This is a genomic window from Pantoea sp. X-Soil-TKNS-1280 (genome assembly GCF_059730475.1).
Map to the genome: position 1 here is coordinate 352,337 of NZ_AP035965.1, position 17,809 is coordinate 370,145.

The 17,809-nt window shown below is 51.9% G+C and carries 20 protein-coding genes and 1 pseudogene; 6 read left to right on the forward strand and 15 right to left on the reverse strand.

What is annotated here, in order from left to right; genetic code table 11:
* Positions 1-117: 117 nt before the first annotated feature.
* Complete coding sequence (locus AC6I8X_RS26865) at positions 118-1,362, reverse strand: MFS transporter (protein WP_084879014.1); 1,245 nt, start codon at positions 1,360-1,362, stop codon at positions 118-120.
* 134 nt (positions 1,363-1,496) lie between these two features.
* Between AC6I8X_RS26865 and AC6I8X_RS26870 the strand changes: the two genes are divergently transcribed.
* A complete protein-coding gene (locus AC6I8X_RS26870; protein ID WP_497841784.1) occupies positions 1,497-2,270 on the forward strand; it encodes an AraC family transcriptional regulator in 774 nt (257 codons plus the stop codon).
* Positions 2,271-2,353: 83 nt separating this feature from the next.
* Positions 2,354-3,253 carry a DapH/DapD/GlmU-related protein gene (locus AC6I8X_RS26875; RefSeq protein ID WP_313683758.1) on the forward strand — a complete coding sequence of 300 codons (900 nt, stop codon included), beginning with the start codon at positions 2,354-2,356 and terminating at the stop codon, positions 3,251-3,253.
* A gap of 122 nt (positions 3,254-3,375) precedes the next feature.
* Here the strand turns inward: AC6I8X_RS26875 and AC6I8X_RS26880 are convergent, their stop codons facing one another.
* Positions 3,376-4,254: a LysR family transcriptional regulator gene (locus AC6I8X_RS26880; RefSeq protein ID WP_497841785.1), complete on the reverse strand. Its 879-nt coding sequence runs from the start codon at positions 4,252-4,254 to the stop codon at positions 3,376-3,378.
* A 133-nt stretch (positions 4,255-4,387) separates the two neighbouring features.
* Between AC6I8X_RS26880 and AC6I8X_RS26885 the strand changes: the two genes are divergently transcribed.
* From AC6I8X_RS26885 to AC6I8X_RS26895, 3 genes are all read left to right on the forward strand, one after another.
* Positions 4,388-5,011, forward strand: coding sequence for a glutathione S-transferase family protein (locus AC6I8X_RS26885; RefSeq protein WP_497841786.1), 624 nt, complete (start codon positions 4,388-4,390; stop codon positions 5,009-5,011).
* A 21-nt stretch (positions 5,012-5,032) separates the two neighbouring features.
* Positions 5,033-5,803: an enoyl-CoA hydratase/isomerase family protein gene (locus AC6I8X_RS26890; RefSeq protein WP_497841787.1), complete on the forward strand. Its 771-nt coding sequence runs from the start codon at positions 5,033-5,035 to the stop codon at positions 5,801-5,803.
* Positions 5,804-5,880: 77 nt separating this feature from the next.
* A complete protein-coding gene (locus AC6I8X_RS26895) occupies positions 5,881-6,606 on the forward strand; it encodes an SDR family oxidoreductase (RefSeq protein WP_497841788.1) in 726 nt (241 codons plus the stop codon).
* A 40-nt stretch (positions 6,607-6,646) separates the two neighbouring features.
* Here AC6I8X_RS26895 and AC6I8X_RS26900 read toward each other — a convergent pair whose 3' ends face one another.
* Positions 6,647-7,759, reverse strand: coding sequence for an alkene reductase (locus AC6I8X_RS26900; protein ID WP_497841789.1), 1,113 nt, complete (start codon positions 7,757-7,759; stop codon positions 6,647-6,649).
* 499 nt (positions 7,760-8,258) lie between these two features.
* Between AC6I8X_RS26900 and AC6I8X_RS26905 the strand changes: the two genes are divergently transcribed.
* A complete protein-coding gene (locus AC6I8X_RS26905) occupies positions 8,259-8,660 on the forward strand; it encodes an H-NS family histone-like protein (protein WP_084879005.1) in 402 nt (133 codons plus the stop codon).
* 61 nt (positions 8,661-8,721) lie between these two features.
* On the opposite strand, the gene AC6I8X_RS26910 is transcribed toward AC6I8X_RS26905, so the two are convergent.
* From AC6I8X_RS26910 to nifH, 12 genes and pseudogenes are all read right to left on the reverse strand, one after another.
* Positions 8,722-9,447, reverse strand: a complete 726-nt coding sequence (locus tag AC6I8X_RS26910; protein ID WP_497841790.1) for an alpha/beta fold hydrolase — start codon at positions 9,445-9,447, stop codon at positions 8,722-8,724.
* A gap of 25 nt (positions 9,448-9,472) precedes the next feature.
* A pseudogene (locus tag AC6I8X_RS26915) lies at positions 9,473-9,710 on the reverse strand (AzlD family protein).
* Positions 9,711-9,728: 18 nt separating this feature from the next.
* Entirely contained in the window at positions 9,729-9,959 is a 231-nt protein-coding gene (locus tag AC6I8X_RS26920) for a hypothetical protein (RefSeq protein ID WP_497841791.1), read from the reverse strand.
* Positions 9,956-10,117 (reverse strand): hypothetical protein, encoded by a 162-nt coding sequence (locus AC6I8X_RS26925; protein WP_497841792.1) that lies wholly within the window; start codon positions 10,115-10,117, stop codon positions 9,956-9,958. The genes AC6I8X_RS26920 and AC6I8X_RS26925 overlap by 4 nt, the downstream gene beginning before the upstream one ends.
* Positions 10,118-10,148: 31 nt before the next feature.
* Entirely contained in the window at positions 10,149-11,651 is a 1,503-nt protein-coding gene (locus AC6I8X_RS26930) for a sigma-54 interaction domain-containing protein (RefSeq protein WP_497841966.1), read from the reverse strand.
* Between the two features lie 316 nt (positions 11,652-11,967).
* The gene (locus tag AC6I8X_RS26935; protein ID WP_497841793.1) at positions 11,968-12,576 is read right to left on the reverse strand and encodes a Fe-only nitrogenase accessory AnfO family protein; all 609 of its coding nucleotides are present in this window, start codon (positions 12,574-12,576) and stop codon (positions 11,968-11,970) included.
* A gap of 14 nt (positions 12,577-12,590) precedes the next feature.
* Positions 12,591-13,085: a pyridoxamine 5'-phosphate oxidase family protein gene (locus AC6I8X_RS26940; protein WP_497841794.1), complete on the reverse strand. Its 495-nt coding sequence runs from the start codon at positions 13,083-13,085 to the stop codon at positions 12,591-12,593.
* The gene (locus AC6I8X_RS26945) at positions 13,085-13,507 is read right to left on the reverse strand and encodes a hypothetical protein (RefSeq protein WP_497841795.1); all 423 of its coding nucleotides are present in this window, start codon (positions 13,505-13,507) and stop codon (positions 13,085-13,087) included. Before AC6I8X_RS26945 ends, AC6I8X_RS26940 begins: the two co-directional genes overlap by 1 nt.
* Before the next feature lie 35 nt (positions 13,508-13,542).
* Positions 13,543-14,931 carry a Fe-only nitrogenase subunit beta gene (gene anfK, locus AC6I8X_RS26950; protein ID WP_313683753.1) on the reverse strand — a complete coding sequence of 463 codons (1,389 nt, stop codon included), beginning with the start codon at positions 14,929-14,931 and terminating at the stop codon, positions 13,543-13,545.
* 13 nt (positions 14,932-14,944) lie between these two features.
* Positions 14,945-15,289, reverse strand: a complete 345-nt coding sequence (gene anfG / locus AC6I8X_RS26955) for a Fe-only nitrogenase subunit delta (protein ID WP_313683754.1) — start codon at positions 15,287-15,289, stop codon at positions 14,945-14,947.
* Positions 15,286-16,857, reverse strand: a complete 1,572-nt coding sequence (gene anfD / locus AC6I8X_RS26960) for a nitrogenase iron-iron protein, alpha chain (protein WP_497841796.1) — start codon at positions 16,855-16,857, stop codon at positions 15,286-15,288. Before anfD ends, anfG begins: the two co-directional genes overlap by 4 nt.
* A 59-nt stretch (positions 16,858-16,916) precedes the next feature.
* Complete coding sequence (gene nifH / locus AC6I8X_RS26965) at positions 16,917-17,744, reverse strand: nitrogenase iron protein (RefSeq protein WP_084878990.1); 828 nt, start codon at positions 17,742-17,744, stop codon at positions 16,917-16,919.
* Between the last annotated feature and the right edge of the window lie 65 nt (positions 17,745-17,809).

Consider the following 17,809-nt stretch of genomic DNA (forward strand, 5'->3'; position numbering starts at 1 on the left):
GGGCATCAAAATATTCATGTACGATAAAATGTATGCGCATCCGCCATGGTTCCATTAAATGCTTCGATTACTACCGGCTTTAACCCGGCCGCGCCTGCAGCCGGAAAAAGATCGTGGTCAGGCCGTTTTTTTCTGCCCTGTACGGGTCTCGGGCATAAATAAGGTCGCAAAGCCCAGTAACGGCAGGAAAGCACATAAGCCGTACACCCAGGCGATACCGTACATATCCGCCAGTTTGCCCAGACCGGCAGCTGCGAGGCCACCGACCCCGAACATCGTGCCGAACATAATTCCGGCGACCATGCCAGCCCGGCCGGGAACCACTTCCTGGGCGTAGACAACCAGCGCGGCGAAAGCTGAGGACAGCACAAGCCCGATGACGATGGTCAACACTATCGTCCACAGAAGATCCACATGCGGCAGAATTAAGGCAAATGGGATCACGCCAAGGAATGACAGCCAGACAACAGCTTTACGGCCAATGCGGTCACCTACCGGCCCACCAGCAAAGGTACCGATAGCCACAGCAGCAAGAAATGCAAACAGGCACATCTGGGCATGCTGCAGCGGCAGACTAAAACGCTGAACCAGGTAAAAAGTGAAGTAATTACTGAGTGATGCGATATAGGTAAACTTGGCGAACATCAGAATACCGACGACGGCCAGCGCCTGAATCATTTTACCTTTGGTTAATTTTTGCAGAGGCACGCTACTGTGACGTGCCAGATGTGCGTGGCCATGCTGTACTGACCACCGGCTGATTTTCGTCAAAACGACAATGGCGATAAGCGCACAAATCATAAGCCAGGCCACGGACAACTGGCCATGAGGGATGATGAGCAGCGCTGCCAGTAATGGTCCAAAAGCGGAACCCGCGTTCCCACCCACCTGGAAGGCGGACTGAGCGGTACCAAAACGTCCACCTGACGCCATGCGTGCGACACGGGATGCCTCCGGATGGAAAGTTGATGACCCCACTCCCACCAGCGCGGCGGCCACTAAAATCATCATGAAATTACCGGCAATGGCCAGCAATCCAATTCCGAGAAGCGTCACCCCCATCCCCGCGGGGAGCAGAAAGGGTTTGGGATGTTTATCGGTATAAAGTCCCACCCAGGGTTGCAGCAGAGAGGCGGTTAACTGATAAACCAAAGATATCAGGCCAATCTGGGTGTAGGAGAGCGTAAAACTGGCTTTAAGCATCGGATAGATGGAGGGCAGCACTGCCTGGATCATATCGTTACATCCATGAGCCAGTGCCGTTGCTCCCACAATGCTGACTAAAAAACCCTGAGCTGGCCCGGGTGTTTTATCAGCAGTCGTCGCTGAAGCATTACCGGAGCCGGATGAAATTGAAGCCATATACATATCTCTTTGCAGATGAAGGTGATTCGATTTGAGGTTGTGTTTATTGCTACAGTTGTCCCTGATAGCGGTGTTTTACCGGTCTGGACGTCAACCGCAGGATAATCATAATTGCAGGGCCTTAATCTGAAATGCCAAACAATGTAGACAAAGCGCCAAGACACGATGAGGCGATTGGATGGTCGAAACTCGCCAAAAGTTACAGACGGGGTGAGGTGGATCTCCCTCATTATCATGTCGAGGGACAGCTACTGTTTGCGACCCGGGGGGTGATGCTGGTTGAAACTGGAGAGAACCGCTGGGTGATCCCACCCCAACGGGCGCTCTGGCTCCCGCCGCTTCAGGAGCACAGCTACAGCCTGCTTTCACACACTGAACTCCGCACCATTTATTTCAGCCGCAGCCTGATTGAGGCCTGCACCAGCTTTACAAAAAGCAGCTACGTGCATGTGATTACGGCTACGGCCCTGGTGAAAGAACTGATAACCGGGCTGTTCAGTGATGAGTATCAGGCAGCCAGCCACCGGACGATGGCCCTTTTGTTAATGGAAATCCTGAGTGAAGCAGAACAGTTGTCAGCCGAGCTGCCTATGCCGCAGGATGAACGTTTGTCGCGTGCTGCGCGGGAGTTACTTGTCAACCACCGTTGGGAGGCGTCATTGAGCGACCTGGCTGACATCGCGGCCATGTCGGAGCGCACTTTTTCTCGCCTGTTTATTCGGGACACTGGTTTCAGCTTCAGAACCTGGAAGCAGAGGGCCAGGATTTGCGCTTCGCTCGATCTGCTCTCTAATGGCATTCCCATCAAACAGGTCGCTTATCAGCTCGGTTTTTCGTGCCCTGCTGCTTTTACCGCAACATTCCGTTCCACACTGGGCACAACCCCACGTGAATTTTTGACGTAAATTGTGTCGTTACAGGAACCAGAGGTTTTTACCCGTAAGGAACGAAATTTTCAGTGGCTGAACCTGAACAGGAAACAAAAACGATGGAAAATAGAGTTAAGCGAAACGGTAACCGCTACGTTGATATCCAGACGAATAAAACGATTGATGCCTATTATCCGCAGGGAGAATTCCAGAATCGTTCCTGCCTCGCGGTGAAACATAACATCATTCGGTGCGAACCTTTTGAAATTGAGATTGATATTTCAAAAGACATCATATCTACAGAAGATGCTTACCTCCGACTCTGCCTGCTGTCTTTACGTGAATACAAACCAAACGAAATTAACCTTGAAGGGCTCTTTCAGTATCTTCCAAACATTGCCTGGACAACGGCAGGCCCGGTATTTCCTGATGATGTCCAACGACTGCGACACCTTGTCGCCGGGGACTATCATCAGCTCAATGTTTTCAGCATTGATAAATTTCCCCGTATGGTTGATTACGTCATTCCTTCCGGTATTCGTATTGCTGATGCCGACAGAGTTCGCCTCGGCGCTTATATCTCTCAGGGCACGACAGTGATGCATGAAGGCTTTATTAACTTTAATGCGGGCACGTTAGGACAGTGCATGGTTGAAGGACGAATAACCCCTGGCGTCACGGTTGAAGATGGCAGTGATGTCGGTGCCGGGGCATCTATCATGGGAACCCTCTCCGGCGGTGGAAAACAGAAAAACCGCATCGGCAAAGGCTCATTGCTGGGTGCCAATGCGGGGATAGGTATCTCTCTCGGTGATTCATGTATTGTCGAGGCCGGTCTGTACGTGACGTCCGGCACCAAAGTGACTTTACCAGATGGAACGGTCAGCTATGCACGAGATTTATCAGGTAAAAATAATCTGTTATTCCGCCGGAATAGTCTCACGGGCACAGTGGAGGTGTTATCAACGGATAGCAGTGTCTGGGGAGGAGTAAATAGCATCCTGCATCAGAATGACTGAAGACCAGATAACAGATGCTGATGTTGGTAAACAACATGCTGTAGTCTGGTAAAACGCCTGATGCAGAAGGCTTTATGCGTGAGCGGGCCCAATCTGTTCTGGAGCAGTTCACGCGCCGCAAATTACCCCTGTATCACGCTCTCAACAAACGCCGCAAACTGGCGGGCTTTGGCGGTTGCCATACGTCCGCCAGGAAAAACTGCCCACAGATCTATGTCTGGCAATGTCCAGTCGCTGACCAATCGCTCGACGGTTCCGTCGGCTATTTCCTGAGAAAACATCCAGTCTGACGCAACGGTTATCCCCATATGCGCCAGCACAGCTGCCCGAACGCTTTCCGCTGCGCTGAGATGCAGTCGCCCTTTTAACTCGACATTCTCAACCTCATTTCCCCGGCTGAACTGCCACGCATCAGTCAGCTGGCTGAAAACCAGCGCTTCATGTTGACTCAACGCCTTCGGATGCGCCGGGTAACCGTGACGGGTTAAATACTCCGTCGTTGCCAGAACCGAACGTGGTGAGGTTGCCAGCTTGCGCGCCACGGCCCCCGAGTCCTGCAGGGTTCCCATCCGCAGACAGATATCGATGCCTTCCGCAACCAAATCGATAGGGCGGTCGTCGAGTTTGATATCGATTTTCAGCTGCGGATGCTGCGACATAAATTCGGGCAGGTGCGGAATGACATGAAGCCGGGCAAAGGTCGGTGCGGCGGCAACCCGCAATATGCCTGAAAGACCCTTGTCAGCGCCGCGCGCTGCCATCTCCGCTTCTTCCGCTTGCTGCAAAGCAATACGGACGCGTTCATAGAATCGTTGCCCCGCTTCGGTTGGTGTTAGCCCATGCGTGGTTCGCAGCAATAAACGGACTTCCAGATACTTTTCCAGCTGAGCGATGGTCTTCGACACCGCGGGCTGACCAATATCCAGTATGCGCGCCGCTGCCGAAAACGAACCTGCATCAACAACCTGAACATACATCTGCATCGCCTGAAAGCGATCCATGATATTCCTCCTGGGAATAGCAATTATGATTTTTGGCCATCTGCCATGCCCCATGACATTAGCAGATACTCCACTTCAACGACAACGCGGCTGAATTAACAGCCCGCTAACCCGCCAAATGTGGAGCCAGACTATGTACGAACTTTACGCCTTCGCCACACCCAACAGCATTAAACCCGCCATCCTGCTGGAAGAACTTGAGCAACCGTGGGAACTGCACCCTATTAACGTTCACCAGGGTGAGCAAAAACATCATGACTTTCTGCAACTGAATCCCAACGGCAAAGTACCGGTTCTGTTTGACCACAATACCGATACGGTGCTGAGTGAGTCAGCGGCCATTCTGGTTTATCTGGCTGAGAAGCACGCCTTGCTGCTTCCCTCATCGGGATTGCCCCGCGCCAGGGTTTTTGAGCAGCTTTTTTTCCATGCCTCGGCGGTCAGTCCGGCATTCGGACAGGCCGGATTCTTCACCCGGCTTGCCAGTGAACCCCAGCCACTGGCACAGCAACGTTTTAACGCTGAAGCCATCAGGGTCACCAGCCTGCTGGAGCGCCAGCTTGCTAAAACCTCCTGGCTTGCAGGTGATGAATACACCATCGCTGATATCGCTCATTACGGGTGGATGTGGCGACGTGAATTTGCTGGCGTCAGTCTCGAAACACTCCCTAACCTCACCCGCTGGTTTGCAGCCGTATCTGCACGTCCCGCAGTCATGCGTGCTGTCGCAAAACTGAACGCCTTAATCGAATCCTGATAACCCGGAAGGAAAATAACTATGTCCCGTTTCGAAAATTACCGTAACAGCTTCAACAATGCGCGCCTTACCCGCACAGACACCGGTGTACTGGAAGTAATGTTTCACACCGATGGTGGCGCTTTGCTGTTTAACGGCCATACGCACGAAGAATTTGTCGAACTGTTTCATCAGATCGGTGCCGACCCGGATAACCGCGTGGTTATCCTGACAGGGGCAGGCAATGCCTTTATGGAAAATATCAGCCCGGACGGGTTCGATTTCTTCACGCCTCGTGGCTACGACAAAATCTATCGCGAAGGCAAAAAGGTACTGATGAATCTGCTGGATATTGAAGTACCGGTGATTGCGGCATTAAACGGCCCGGTACGTCTGCATTCAGAATACGTACTGCTCTCTGACATCGTGCTGGCAACACCCGATACCGTATTTCAGGACAAGCCTCATTTCGAATTTGGCATTGTGCCGGGAGACGGCGTCAACCTGCTGTGGCCTGAAGTGATAGGCAGCGTGCGTGGCCGCTATTTTCTGCTGACGCGTCAGGAGCTGGATGCAGCAACAGCAAAAGACTGGGGCGTTGTGAATGAGATTTTACCGCGTGACACCTTGCTGGCACGCGCCCATCAGCTGGCAGAATCGCTTGCCGCCCTGCCACCACTGACAAGCCGTTATACCCGTATCGCCCTGACACAAAAATTGCGTCGCATCATTGATGAAGGAGCGGGTTACGGTCTGGCGCTGGAAGGGATCAGTGCTGCCGATGTGGCTTTACAGGCAGCATCTGCGTCTTAACCTCAATCCCAGGATCCATTCTTTTTCCGGCGCAGATCACTGCGCCGGTTTTGTCGTTCCATCTACTGGAGGATGCTATGAATCCGCAAAGAACATTTCTCATTACCGGCGCCAGCAAAGGTATTGGTTACGCATTATCTCAACGCCTGGCTGCGGCAGGGCACACCGTGATAGGCATTGCCCGTCACGCCCCTGAGCGGGGTTATCCCGGCCATTTCATCACGCTTGACCTCGCCGATACTCCGGCAGTTCAGCTGAAGATGCGCAACTTAAATGCTGAATTTACTCTCGACGGAGTCATAAATAACGTTGGCCTGGTGCGCCCACAGTTAATGCCGGATGTGACACCTGACGTACTCGATGAGGTACTGAGGGTTAACTTACATCCCGCGCTGCTAGCGGCTCAGGCTGCCTTGCCGGGTATGCAGGCTCGCGGCTGGGGCAGGATTATCAATATTGCCAGCCTGACGGTACTCGGCGTGCCTCAGCGAACGTCATATGCTGCCGCCAAGGCTGCATTAGTCAGCTTTACCCGCAGCTGGGCGCTGGAACTGGCTACGCGGGGCATAACGGTGAATGCCGTCGCACCTGGCCCGACTGAGACGGAGCTGTTCCGCGCCAGCAATGCGCCGGGCAGTGAAGGTGAGCAACGCTATCTCGCCAGTGTCCCAATGAAACGCTTCGGGAAACCTGATGAAATTGCTGCTGCTATTCATTTCCTGTTATCAGAAGAGGCGGGGTTTATTACCGGACAGACGCTGTATGTCGATGGCGGCGCTTCGATAGGGGTATCTCAGATGTAGTGCCCACAGATAAGGGCAGCCATCTGGCTGCCCTTATTAATTATTTCGCATAGGCTGGAAAATCAGTATATCCCCGGGCGTCCCCGCCAAAGAAGGTATCGCGCTGATAAGGTGCCAGCGGGTACCCATTCCTGATTCGCATTGGCAGGTCAGGGTTCGAGGTAAACAACCTGCCGAACGCAATTAAATCAGCCTCACCCGCATCCAGCATTTTTTCAGCAGCTTCAGGCTTGAAGCCTCCTGCTGCGATAATGATGCCGTGATAAAACTCCCGTAGCTGACGACTGGCAATGGGTTCAGCGTAGTAACCCGTCTCCCGATCTTCAGGCCCGACAATCCGAGGCTCGATAATATGCAGATAGGCGAGCGCGGCGTCATTTAGCTTCCCGGCCAGATAACTGAAAGTCGCCGCCGGATCGGTATCGTGCATATCACCATAAATACCGCTGGGCGAAATACGCACCCCCACCCGACCCGCTCCCCATACGTCTGTCAGCACTGAAACAGCTTCCAGCAGGAAGCGTGCACGGTTTGGCCGGCTCCCACCCCACTCATCTTGACGGTGGTTACTGCCGTCCAGAAGAAATTGTTCGGGCAGGTATCCGTTCGCTGCATGAAGTTCAACACCGTCGAAACCCGCAGACTTTGCCCTGACCGCGGCAAGACGAAATTCTTCTATGATTTCGTCGATTTCGTGCGTATCCAGCGATCGGGGTTCAGGGAACAATTTTCCCTCATAACTACCGTCTTCATTTTTACCCACGCCGTAAGTATCGCGCGCCAGCAAAGCAGAAGGTGCGACGGGTTGATGTCCCTCTGACAGTTCCGGTAGCGACTGCCGTCCAGGATGCCATAGTTGCAGCACAATCTGGGCCCCCCGGGTATGTGCGACATCCACCACACGTTTCCACCCCGCAGTCTGAGCATCATTGAAGATACCGGGAGCATCGGCATACGCATTGGCGAAAGGTGAAATTGCGGTAGCTTCGGCAATCAACAGCCCACCCTGACTGGCGCGCTGCCGGTAATACTCAACCATTAAATCACCGGGGATGCCGCCAATATCGGTGCGCATCCGCGTTGCCGGTGCCATAACGACACGATGCTGAAGACGCAGTTTTCCAGCAGTGATGGGGGTAAATAATGTGTTCATTTGTCGCTCTCTCATTGAATGATGAGGAAAGCATAAAGAGATGAGTTAATGCCAGAAACGCGTCCACCCGCATAACCGCTATGCCGCTCAGGAATACGGCATGAGCTTTAAGCACAGTATTTTCTCATTGATCGCTCATCGACATTCAGCATTTCCTGGCTCGCAGAGGGCAATGGGATGTAATCATTTCGCACATAAATTATCTGCTCGATTACACGGGTGCTGTGTTCTCTGCGAAATGGTGGAAAATAACAAAAGTAAATATTTTTTTGTGCGCTGAGATTAATATTTGTCTGAAAAATTGCACGATGATCAAAGTCTCCGCAGTTGTTAAAAAATATTGTTGTGCATGAAAGACACAAATTAACTTCTTTTTTATTAACCTCCATGTTTTACTTTTCAGTAATGCTGTGTATGTATATACTCAGTTTACGGCTGTAAACTATTTTTAAAAGATACCTTCTTCATACAATTAACAACTCAGATTTTGGAGATCTCCATGAGTGAGTCACTTAAAGCGTTAAATAATATTCGTACACTGCGCGCCCAGGCACGTGAACTGGCTCTGGCTGATCTGGAAGAAATGCTTGAGAAATTCAGCGTGGTTGTGGCTGAGCGTCGTGAAGAAAGCCATGCTGAAGAAGCAGCCGTTCGCGAGAAAGCAGAAAAGCTGGCCAAATATCGTGAATTACTGTTGGAAGACGGTATTGATCCCAATGAATTACTGGGAGCCTTGCAAGGCGCTGGTAAACCGCGTGCCAAACGTGCGCCGCGTCCTGCTAAGTACAAATATACCGATGAAAACGGCCAGGAAAAAAACTGGACTGGTCAGGGACGTACCCCCGCTCCGATTAAAGCTGCTATCGACAGCGGTAAATCACTGGATGACTTCCTGATTTAATTACGTTTCAGTCTTAATTATTGCTGACAGTTATGTGGGGTTAACTCCCCACATAACTGTTTTATTTTATATCAACTTTCTCCTGATTCGATTCCGACACCCTCAGCCAATGGATAATAGTTTGAGCCAGATCTTCAGGCTGCTCCAATGGGATCATGTGCCCACTTCTGTCAAAAATCTGAAGTGAGGCGTCGGGTATCGCGGCAACTAATTCGCTCGCTTCATCAAGGGAGCGAAGACCATCATTAGCACTCGCAATAACCAGTGCAGGACAATGGATGGTTGCTGCCGGAACGTCAGTGCGGCGTAGTGTTGATTGTTCGACAAACGCCTGGTAACCCAAACGGCATCCCATCTGTTTAATATGCGTAATCAGCTTTGTATCCGATGCATTATGCGGATGCAGTGATTTGGTGATCGATATACGGCTCAATCCTTTGAAAGTTGATGCGGAGAGCGCTTGTATGGCTTGCTGTTTTGACTCCATCTGCTGTTCGGTATCTTCGCGCAGGGAACTGGCGATGATCACTAATGATTCCACCCGGTCCGGAAAATCCGCGGCCAGCTGCCTGGCAATATATCCACCCAGCGAGAAACCAATCAGTACGAATTTGGACGGGAGATGATCGGCAATAGCATGGGCTATTTCCCTGATCGTTTTGCCACCGGCCAGTGATGCGTCAAAGACGGACCATTGTTGCGGCAGGTGTTTTCTGAATTCATCCCAGAGTGTCTCATCCAGCATGTAACCTGGTATCAGAACAATTGAGTATGGATACGTCTTCACTGCGATCCCCATTACGTGAGAATAACTAAAAGTTCCTGATTAAAGCTGCCGCGACGATACCGCAACTGAACGCCGGTAACGGCTTTTTCAGCAACAACATGATAATTGTCGTAGTCAGCAATGCCATACGCGCACCGTTATCCCCTGTCACCGATCGGCACCAATGACATAATGTAAACTTCCGCCCAGCGGGTTACCAGAGTGACCACAGCCATCACCAGAATAATGATCAGCGAACCTGTTCCTGCGGTATCAATATTCATTTTTCTGCGCTCCTGAGATTATCCAGCAGCACCACCCACCAGCGCGCCAACAATAACGTGGCTGTTTTCCTGCAGATACCGGTAAGCCATCAGTGATGAGATATCGTGCCAGCTTTTCCGAGTCAGGATCGGGCTGTTACGGATAGCAAAGAACCTAACGCAATTTACCCTGTCCGATATAGGCTCTCTGTGGGAGCAAAAGACGGGTGCCCGGCTGAGTTGCCACACCGTGGCCAGCTTCTTCTTCATGATTTCGTCTCTTGCGGCAGTACGGTGTAAATCACCAGATTTTTCGGGTTGTAAACGCGCGATGCCACCGCACGAACACCTTCAGTGGCAATAGCTTTATCCAGTGAGGAAACGCGTGAGAGATAACCGGGATTATCGAAATGGCGGTAACTGAGCATCAGACGGCGCTGAAGGGTGTAGTAATCATTATCACACTCTGCCGCGATAAGATTTGTAGTTGAGCTGATATTTATCCAGCCTCAGTCCCAGCGCTCGCCGGGTGATATTCAGATGTGCCGCAGCGCGGGAAACGTTGCCCTGAAAGGTCGTCATTGCATCCACAATCAGGTCATATTCCACCTGCGCCAGGCGTGCTTCCAGCCCTTCTTGCTCGGTAAGATGCTCAATGATCGGCTGCAGATTAATCGGCAAATGGTAGCTGTGAATAATGCCTTCATCCGCTAATAACACTGCCCGTTCCATGACATTCTCCAGCTCACGAACATTCCCCGGCCATTCGTAATTAAGCAGCATATTCAATGCCGGTGTCGCGATGGCGGGGAGATCCACGCCCTGTTCACGGGAAAAGCAGGCATTGAAGTAATCCGCCAGAATCAGGATATCGTTGCCACGTTCGCGCAACGGGGGAATGGTGATAGGAAACACGTTCAGTCGATAATAGAGATCTTCCCGAAACGTTCCCTGTACCACCATTTCATGAAGATCGCGGTGCGTGGCGGCAAGAATGCGCACATTCACGCGTAAGGTCTCGTTGCTGCCTACCCGTTCAAAACTTCGCTCCTGTATGACCCGCAGCAGCTTGGACTGCGCAGAAGGAGACAATTCCCCGATTTCATCGAGAAAAATGGTGCCGCCATCCGCTTCTTCAAAACGCCCGGCACGACGCGAGATGGCACCGGTAAAGGCCCCCTTCTCATGACCAAACAGTTCAGATTCAATCACACTTTCCGGCAGTGAGGCGCAGTTAAACTTGATGAATGGCCCTCCGGCACAGGGGCTGTTTTGATGAATGGCCGTCGCAACGCGCTCCTTGCCTACGCCGCTCTCCCCCAGAATCAGCACCGTGGTGCGCGCATGGCTCACCTTCGCCATCATGCGGTACACGGACTGCATCGCCCGCGAGTTGCCGATGATGTTATCCGGCTTGAACTGGCCATTAGCCAGCAGCGAGCTATGTGCCTGGGTGATTTTTTGGTGCGCGCGTTCCAGCAGGTGTAATTCAACCGCCTGAGCAATAATGGCAGCAATCACGCGCAGGACTTCCAAATCAAGAAAACGCAGCTGGGTATTGTTGTATATCCGCTCGATACCGATCGTACCCATGACTTTTGAGCCACGAATGATCGGTACGCAGATAAAGGAATGCTGCCCGTCGCGCTGTTTATCCCAACTGCCGGTGCGATTTAAAAACAACGGATCGTCAGCAATATGCGACACAATTATCGGCTGGCGGGTCTCAATGACTTTGCCGGTGACCCCTTCCCCCAGCGCATACACGCCCTTCTCTGCCTCCTCAGGTGATAACCCGTAGCTTTCATGGATATAAATCTGATCGTTGTTGGCATCGTATAAAGTGATCATGCCCCGAATCACCTGCATGTGTTTTTGCATCAATTCCAGCACCAGCTTTAACGTGCGCGATAAGCTTCCACCGGCGCTCACCACGTTGCTCACTTCCGACAACAACGGCATTAATTCGGAGCGACATTCTCCCAGACGACAACTGAATGACAGCACTGGCGGCAACCTGCTACTCACAGCAAGGCCTCTTTTCTCATGGCGCATCACGTTTCTCCCGGTAAATCCGACATCAGGCACAAAGGCGAACCACGGCAAGGTATGCGGTTTACGGCATCACCGCATTTGACTGATGGTGCAAAATCAGCGCCATGTCAGATAAAAAACCGCGATACATAACGGTTTGATAAATGAACATAAAAAACAATAACGCGTTCCACCTAAGCGAAATCGTTGTTCCTTTTGGAACAGTGGTGTCGTATTTCGTACCTCAGGGAACCTTTTTACTGACCACCACCTGCAAATTTCCATCAGGTGCACGGTCGCTGACCACAAACAGCTGGTACTCAGCGAGACGGTCGAACCACTTCGGCACATGGTCGCAGCGAATCTCCAGGCGCGTGAAACTTTCCTGTTGCATCAGCGGCACCAGCAATTGCTTTGAGGTATGGCTGCCGCCACAGCGCAAGGCAGCAATCAGATCGACATAAAATTCTCCCGGATTGGGTCCCACATGAACAAACGCCTGAGGCAACTGCGCTACCGGCTCAGAGGGCGCTGGCAGCTGCTGTGCGATGAGGTTTAGCGCGACCTCGGGCGTACCCGCAGATTGCCACATGGTAAGTCCCAAGCCATCGAACCAGGCAAGTAGCGCGCCATGGATCTCCCGGGCAATAAAATGGCGGCACTCCGGCATCAGCGCCAGCATTGCCAGCGTGTGCTGGCGGATCTCCGCCAGCGATGTCGTCCCGGCAAGGGTAAATGGCATCTCTCGACACATACGCCAGTGTTGGTTTTCGCGGGTGTACAACATCACCGTACCCGGTTCGGTTAGCGCTGCGATCACACCCTGTTCATTGAGAAAAACGGCAATCTTCATGGTCTCCCCCGGGTTCAATAGCCGTGTTGTTTACCTTTCAGCGAAGTAATATCGATGCGGATGACCTGCGTCGCTGTCAGGTTAGCGGCTGGGAAGGTGAAGGTTTTATCGCTAAAACGCGCCATCAGCCGGTGCAGCATGGTCACTTTTTCGCTGTCATCATCGACAAAATAGGTTTTACCCAGACCAATCACTGTGCGATGCCGCGCCTCAAAATTACATGCCAGCGGATCCTCGATGATTCCGCCATAGCTGGAGACGGCAAAACAGATATTGGCGTTACGCTTCATCATGTCGATCTTGCTGCCGCTACGTGCCGAATGAAACCATAGTGCTGTGCCATCCCAGACATAAAACACCGGTAGCAAAAACGGCATATCCTCGCAGGCCAGGGCGATATACATCACGCGCCCCTCCTGCAAAACCGCGTCTATCTGCGCTGGATCGGTAATCTCCCGCTCTTCGCGTCGCATTGCACCGTGCGGATGGGCTAATGGTGTGCTGCTCATCACTGCGTCCTCCAGGTGGCATCGTGCCGTTCGCGATTAATCAACGCATCCAGCTCATCACACACCGCCAGAATGCGGAGTTTGTCATCTTCATCTGGCGTTCCATGGTGGTAGTCATCCACCGAGCAGATACCAAAAATCGTATCCAGTGCCAGAATGTTGCTGCGCAGCGTCTCGCTAAAGGTGCTTTTTTCCTCTGCGCTGGCAAGCAGGCTGCGGTAGTTATGGTTGAACGGCATTTCACCATGCAACAAACAAAGCGCAATCAGGTAGCACTCCACCGCAATGGCAGCAACGTTAAACACCAGACTGGGTGAACGGGACTGCTGCACCAACAACCGGGCGCGACGATGGTAGCCAAACGCATGTTCGTAACAACGGGTAAAGCGTTGTTCATCACTTTCGAACAATAACTGAGTCATAGCGTTATCCTGTGATTAGAAGCCGGGGTAGCGGGTTACCAGACATTCAGGATCCACTCTTTATTTTTCTTGTATTCCATATCGGTAAACAGGGTGTTTGCCATCTGCTCCGCCAGCCAAATCGCCCCGGCATAGCCCACCACCGGGTGCCGGTAATGCCCGGCACGGTCATAGGTGGGGAAACCAACACGCACCATCGGAATTTGGTTATCAATCGCGGTAAAGCGCCCTTTGGAATGACCGAGGATCAAATCCAGCTCCAGCTCGCCGTCAGTAATACGCTTTTCCATCTCCCACAGGTCAGCGTTAGTGATGATTTCCATCCTGTAATCCACCTGTTGTTGCAACGCCTGAATACGTGGATCACTTTTATAGGTGGCGTTATCGTCACCCAGCAGCAGCAACACCGGTTTCATTTCCAGATCGAGACAAAACTCCGCCAGCCCCACCACCAGATCCGGGTTGCCATAAATTGCGACCTTTTTATCGGCAAGGAACATATGGACCAGGTCGGTCAGCGCATCAAGCGCAATACCACGCTCACGCACCAGCGACGGTGGGATCGGCTTACCGGTTAACGTTTTCAGGTTATGCAGGAAGGTATCGGTATTGCGGATGCCAATAGGCGTAGGGCCGATCATCGCCGGGACCTGGAAGGATTCCTCCAGATAGCGCGCCGCTTTCGCCCCTTCATAACGATTAAGGGCAAGGGTCGCGCTGGCGTTGGCGGTATCGACCAGATCAGCAATGGTGGTGTTACCGTGCGACACCGTATTGCCGGACGGCATCAGCGGTGAGTCGAAATCTTCGATTTCAAATAACACCGTGGCATCAATATCCATGGCCTGCAACAGGTGCTTCAGCGCCGTCACATCGCCAGGATTCACCCAGCCGGTGATCAGATTAATTTTGCCGTTGGGCTCCCCTTTACGCGCAAAATATTTGACGATATCGCGCACCGCCACATCGTAGCCACTGATCATACTGCCGACAAAACTCGGGGTGTGGATCGGGATCAGGTGCACTTCGCGCCCGGCATACTTCTCCTGCAACAATCCTTCGTTGAGTTTGCGGACTACGCCGTCAACGTCATCCCCGATGACCTCAGTCGAGCAGGTGGTAATGATCGGGATAACCTTAACGTGGGGATAGCGCATCAGCAGCACATCGACCGCCTGTTCTACGCGATCCAATGCACCAAACACCGCCCCGTCTTCATGTACCGACGACGACGCAATTTCAAAACTCTCTTTCAGATGCTGAGAAATGAGCAGGCGGACAAACATCACGCAGCCCTGACCGCCATGGACGATACCGATACAATCTTTGATGCCGATACTGACGTACTGCGCACCCGCAGGCTGGCAGGTAAAGATGGGGTTGATCACCCCAGTGCGGTCTTTCGCTTTCAATTCACAAGACATGGTCAACCCCCCTTTAGTAACGCTTATCCGTCAGTTCGGCATTCAGCGAACCGGTGATTGTCAGGTAATCAAGGCGCTGGTGCAGCGCCGTCATCAATGTCGTTATCGCTTCGTGGCTCATCGCCTGCAGCCAGGCAAAACGGGTGCGGTACGCATCGGCGAGCACCACCGCATCCACCCAGTAGCAGCGATCGGCAGGTGTGCCCAACTCAACCGACTCATCACAGAGCAGCTGCCGTGTTTTGCCCAAAATCCCGGCATTCTGTTTTTCCCGATCCCAGTTACGGGAGTGAAACTGCCACAGGCAATGCTTCATGATGTAATCCACCATCAGTTCCACCTGTTCATCCTGTGTCATACCGCCTCCTGTTGATTCGGTGCCGAGCCGGAAAAATCGGGATACTCACGCTCGCGTAATTTGCTGACGCTGTCGTAGCCGCCGGTGTATTCGCGCCAGGTGTCGTGATGACGTATCTCGTCGCTAAGGCTGACGTCTGACAACATGCGGGCAGTGGAAAAACCCTGCTCGGTGGGAATTTCATCCTGGCTGATATCCAGCTTCGCCAGTTGATGAATGGGAGAATAGATGGCGTTATAGATATCGCGTGCAAAGCGCACCCAGCCTTCAAACCCTTTGTAGGGTCCGTTGTGGTAAGCATGGGCGTTGAGATAGGGCACGCGGATTTTTTTCGCCACTTCACCCGGGCGTTTACCGGTGAAAATGACATCCGGTTTGAGTTTGTACATGGCTTCCAGCGACTCCAGCTCATTGGGATCGTCGATCGCCAGCGCACCGGCTTCACAACGGGCAATGCCCTTCTCCATATCCCCCTGATGGCCGAACTTGGTATAAACCGATACCACTTCGACACCCATTTCGGCGTGAATAACGTGTGCCCAGTGCCACAACTTGGAACCCCCCGGCCACAAACACACTTTCTTGCCTTTCAGCCGCGCTTTGTACCAATCCAGCTCAGGTTTCCAGCGGGCTACCTCCTCATCGATAATCGCCTGGGCACGGTCTTCAATACCGAAGAACAGGCCAATTTTGCGCAGGGAATCCGCCAGCGGTTCAAAGCCAAAGCCGTCAATATCCAGACGTGGAATGCCATAGCGCACGCGCAATTCGTTGCAGATATATTCCGCTGAACGGGCGCACTCCAGTACATTCAAATGTGCTTTGTGCATCGCACGCAGATCATCATAGGAACCGTTGCCGGTAAAGGTGGACAGTACCTGGATTCCCATCCGTTTGAAATAATCGACCATCACTTCCTGATCGCCCTGGATATTATATTCACCCACATAGTTGATGACATAATCGCTGGTGATCGTCGGTTCAACCGTGCCAACTTTTTGATTCACCCAGGCAATATTGATTTTGTGGTGTCCACCGGATTGGCTTGGACCCGCAAAGCCCGGTGAATTACAGACGAAAATATCAACATCGGGACGCTCATCCATCACCTCCTGTGCAATGGCAGCGATATCATCACCAATCAGGGCAGAGGCGCAGGTCTGATAAATGGTCATTCTCTTGATATTGGGATGTGCATCAAATGCTTCGATAATATTATTCTTCAAAACCTTCTCCGCACCGAATACGATGTGTTTCTCTTTCATGTCGGTGGCAAAGGTATACTTCAGCTGAAAGTTATCGTTATCGCTGATATAACGTTTCGTCTGCCAGGTGTCATAAGTACAACCGACCGGCCCATGACTGATATGAATAACATCCTTCATCGGCGTACCGATAACGTGTTTTGCACCACAATAGGCGCATCCCCGTTCAGAAATGGTTCCCGGAATGGTATTTAAATACCCCAATGGTAGTGCAGAGGTTATATCTTCATCCGGGCCTTTAACGACCGCATGTTGTTTTCGTTCCGGAATACATTTACTGCATTCAAACTCATGATAAGGCATAGTGAATCCCTCTTCCGGGAGTGATGATAAATATATCGACCAGAGTTAATGAGCGGGCATCAATCCATAAAACCGTATTTGACGACCATTTTTTCCAGTTGATCCATTGTCAGGGGGCGCGGGATGACCAGATCTTCGTTCTCGATAATCTTGCGCCCTAACTCCCGGTATTCCTGCGCCTGGTTGGCATTCGGGTCGAATTCGGTCACGGTTTTCTTGTTGAATTCCGCCTTCTGAACGATGTTGTCGCGCGGTACAAAGTGGAGCATTTTGGTGCCTATAGCGGCGGTGAACTCTTCCAGAAACTCCTTCTCACCGTCTACGTTGCGGCTATTACAGATAATGCCACCTAAGCGTACTCCGCTTTGTTTGGCATATTTCACCAGCCCTTTGCAGATATTGTTCGCCGCATAAATCGCCATCATTTCGCCCGATGCCACGATATAAACTTCCTGCGCTTTACCGTCACGAATCGGCATTGCGAACCCGCCACATACCACATCACCCAGCACATCAAAGAAAATAAAATCGAGATCGTCGGTATAGGCTTTATTATCCTCCATCAAATCAATCGCGGTAATGACGCCTCGACCGGCACAACCGACGCCTGGTTCCGGGCCGCCTGATTCAACGCAGCGAATATTAAATACGCCGGTTTTCACCACCATTTCATTGGTGATTTTTTCGGCCCCTTGATCGCGCAGCACATCCATCAGCGTTTCCTGTGGCTTGCCACCGAGAATAAGACGGGTGGAATCTGCTTTTGGGTCACAACCATGAATAAATACTTTTTTACCGTGGAACCAGGCAAGTGCGGCGGCGGTATTCTGCGTCGTCGTCGATTTACCGATCCCTCCTTTGCCGTATATAGCCAGCTTGCGTGTCATGATGCTTCCTCTTGATAAGAAAAATTAAGAAAAGCCCGTATAGTCATGTACAAGAGGAAAATGCA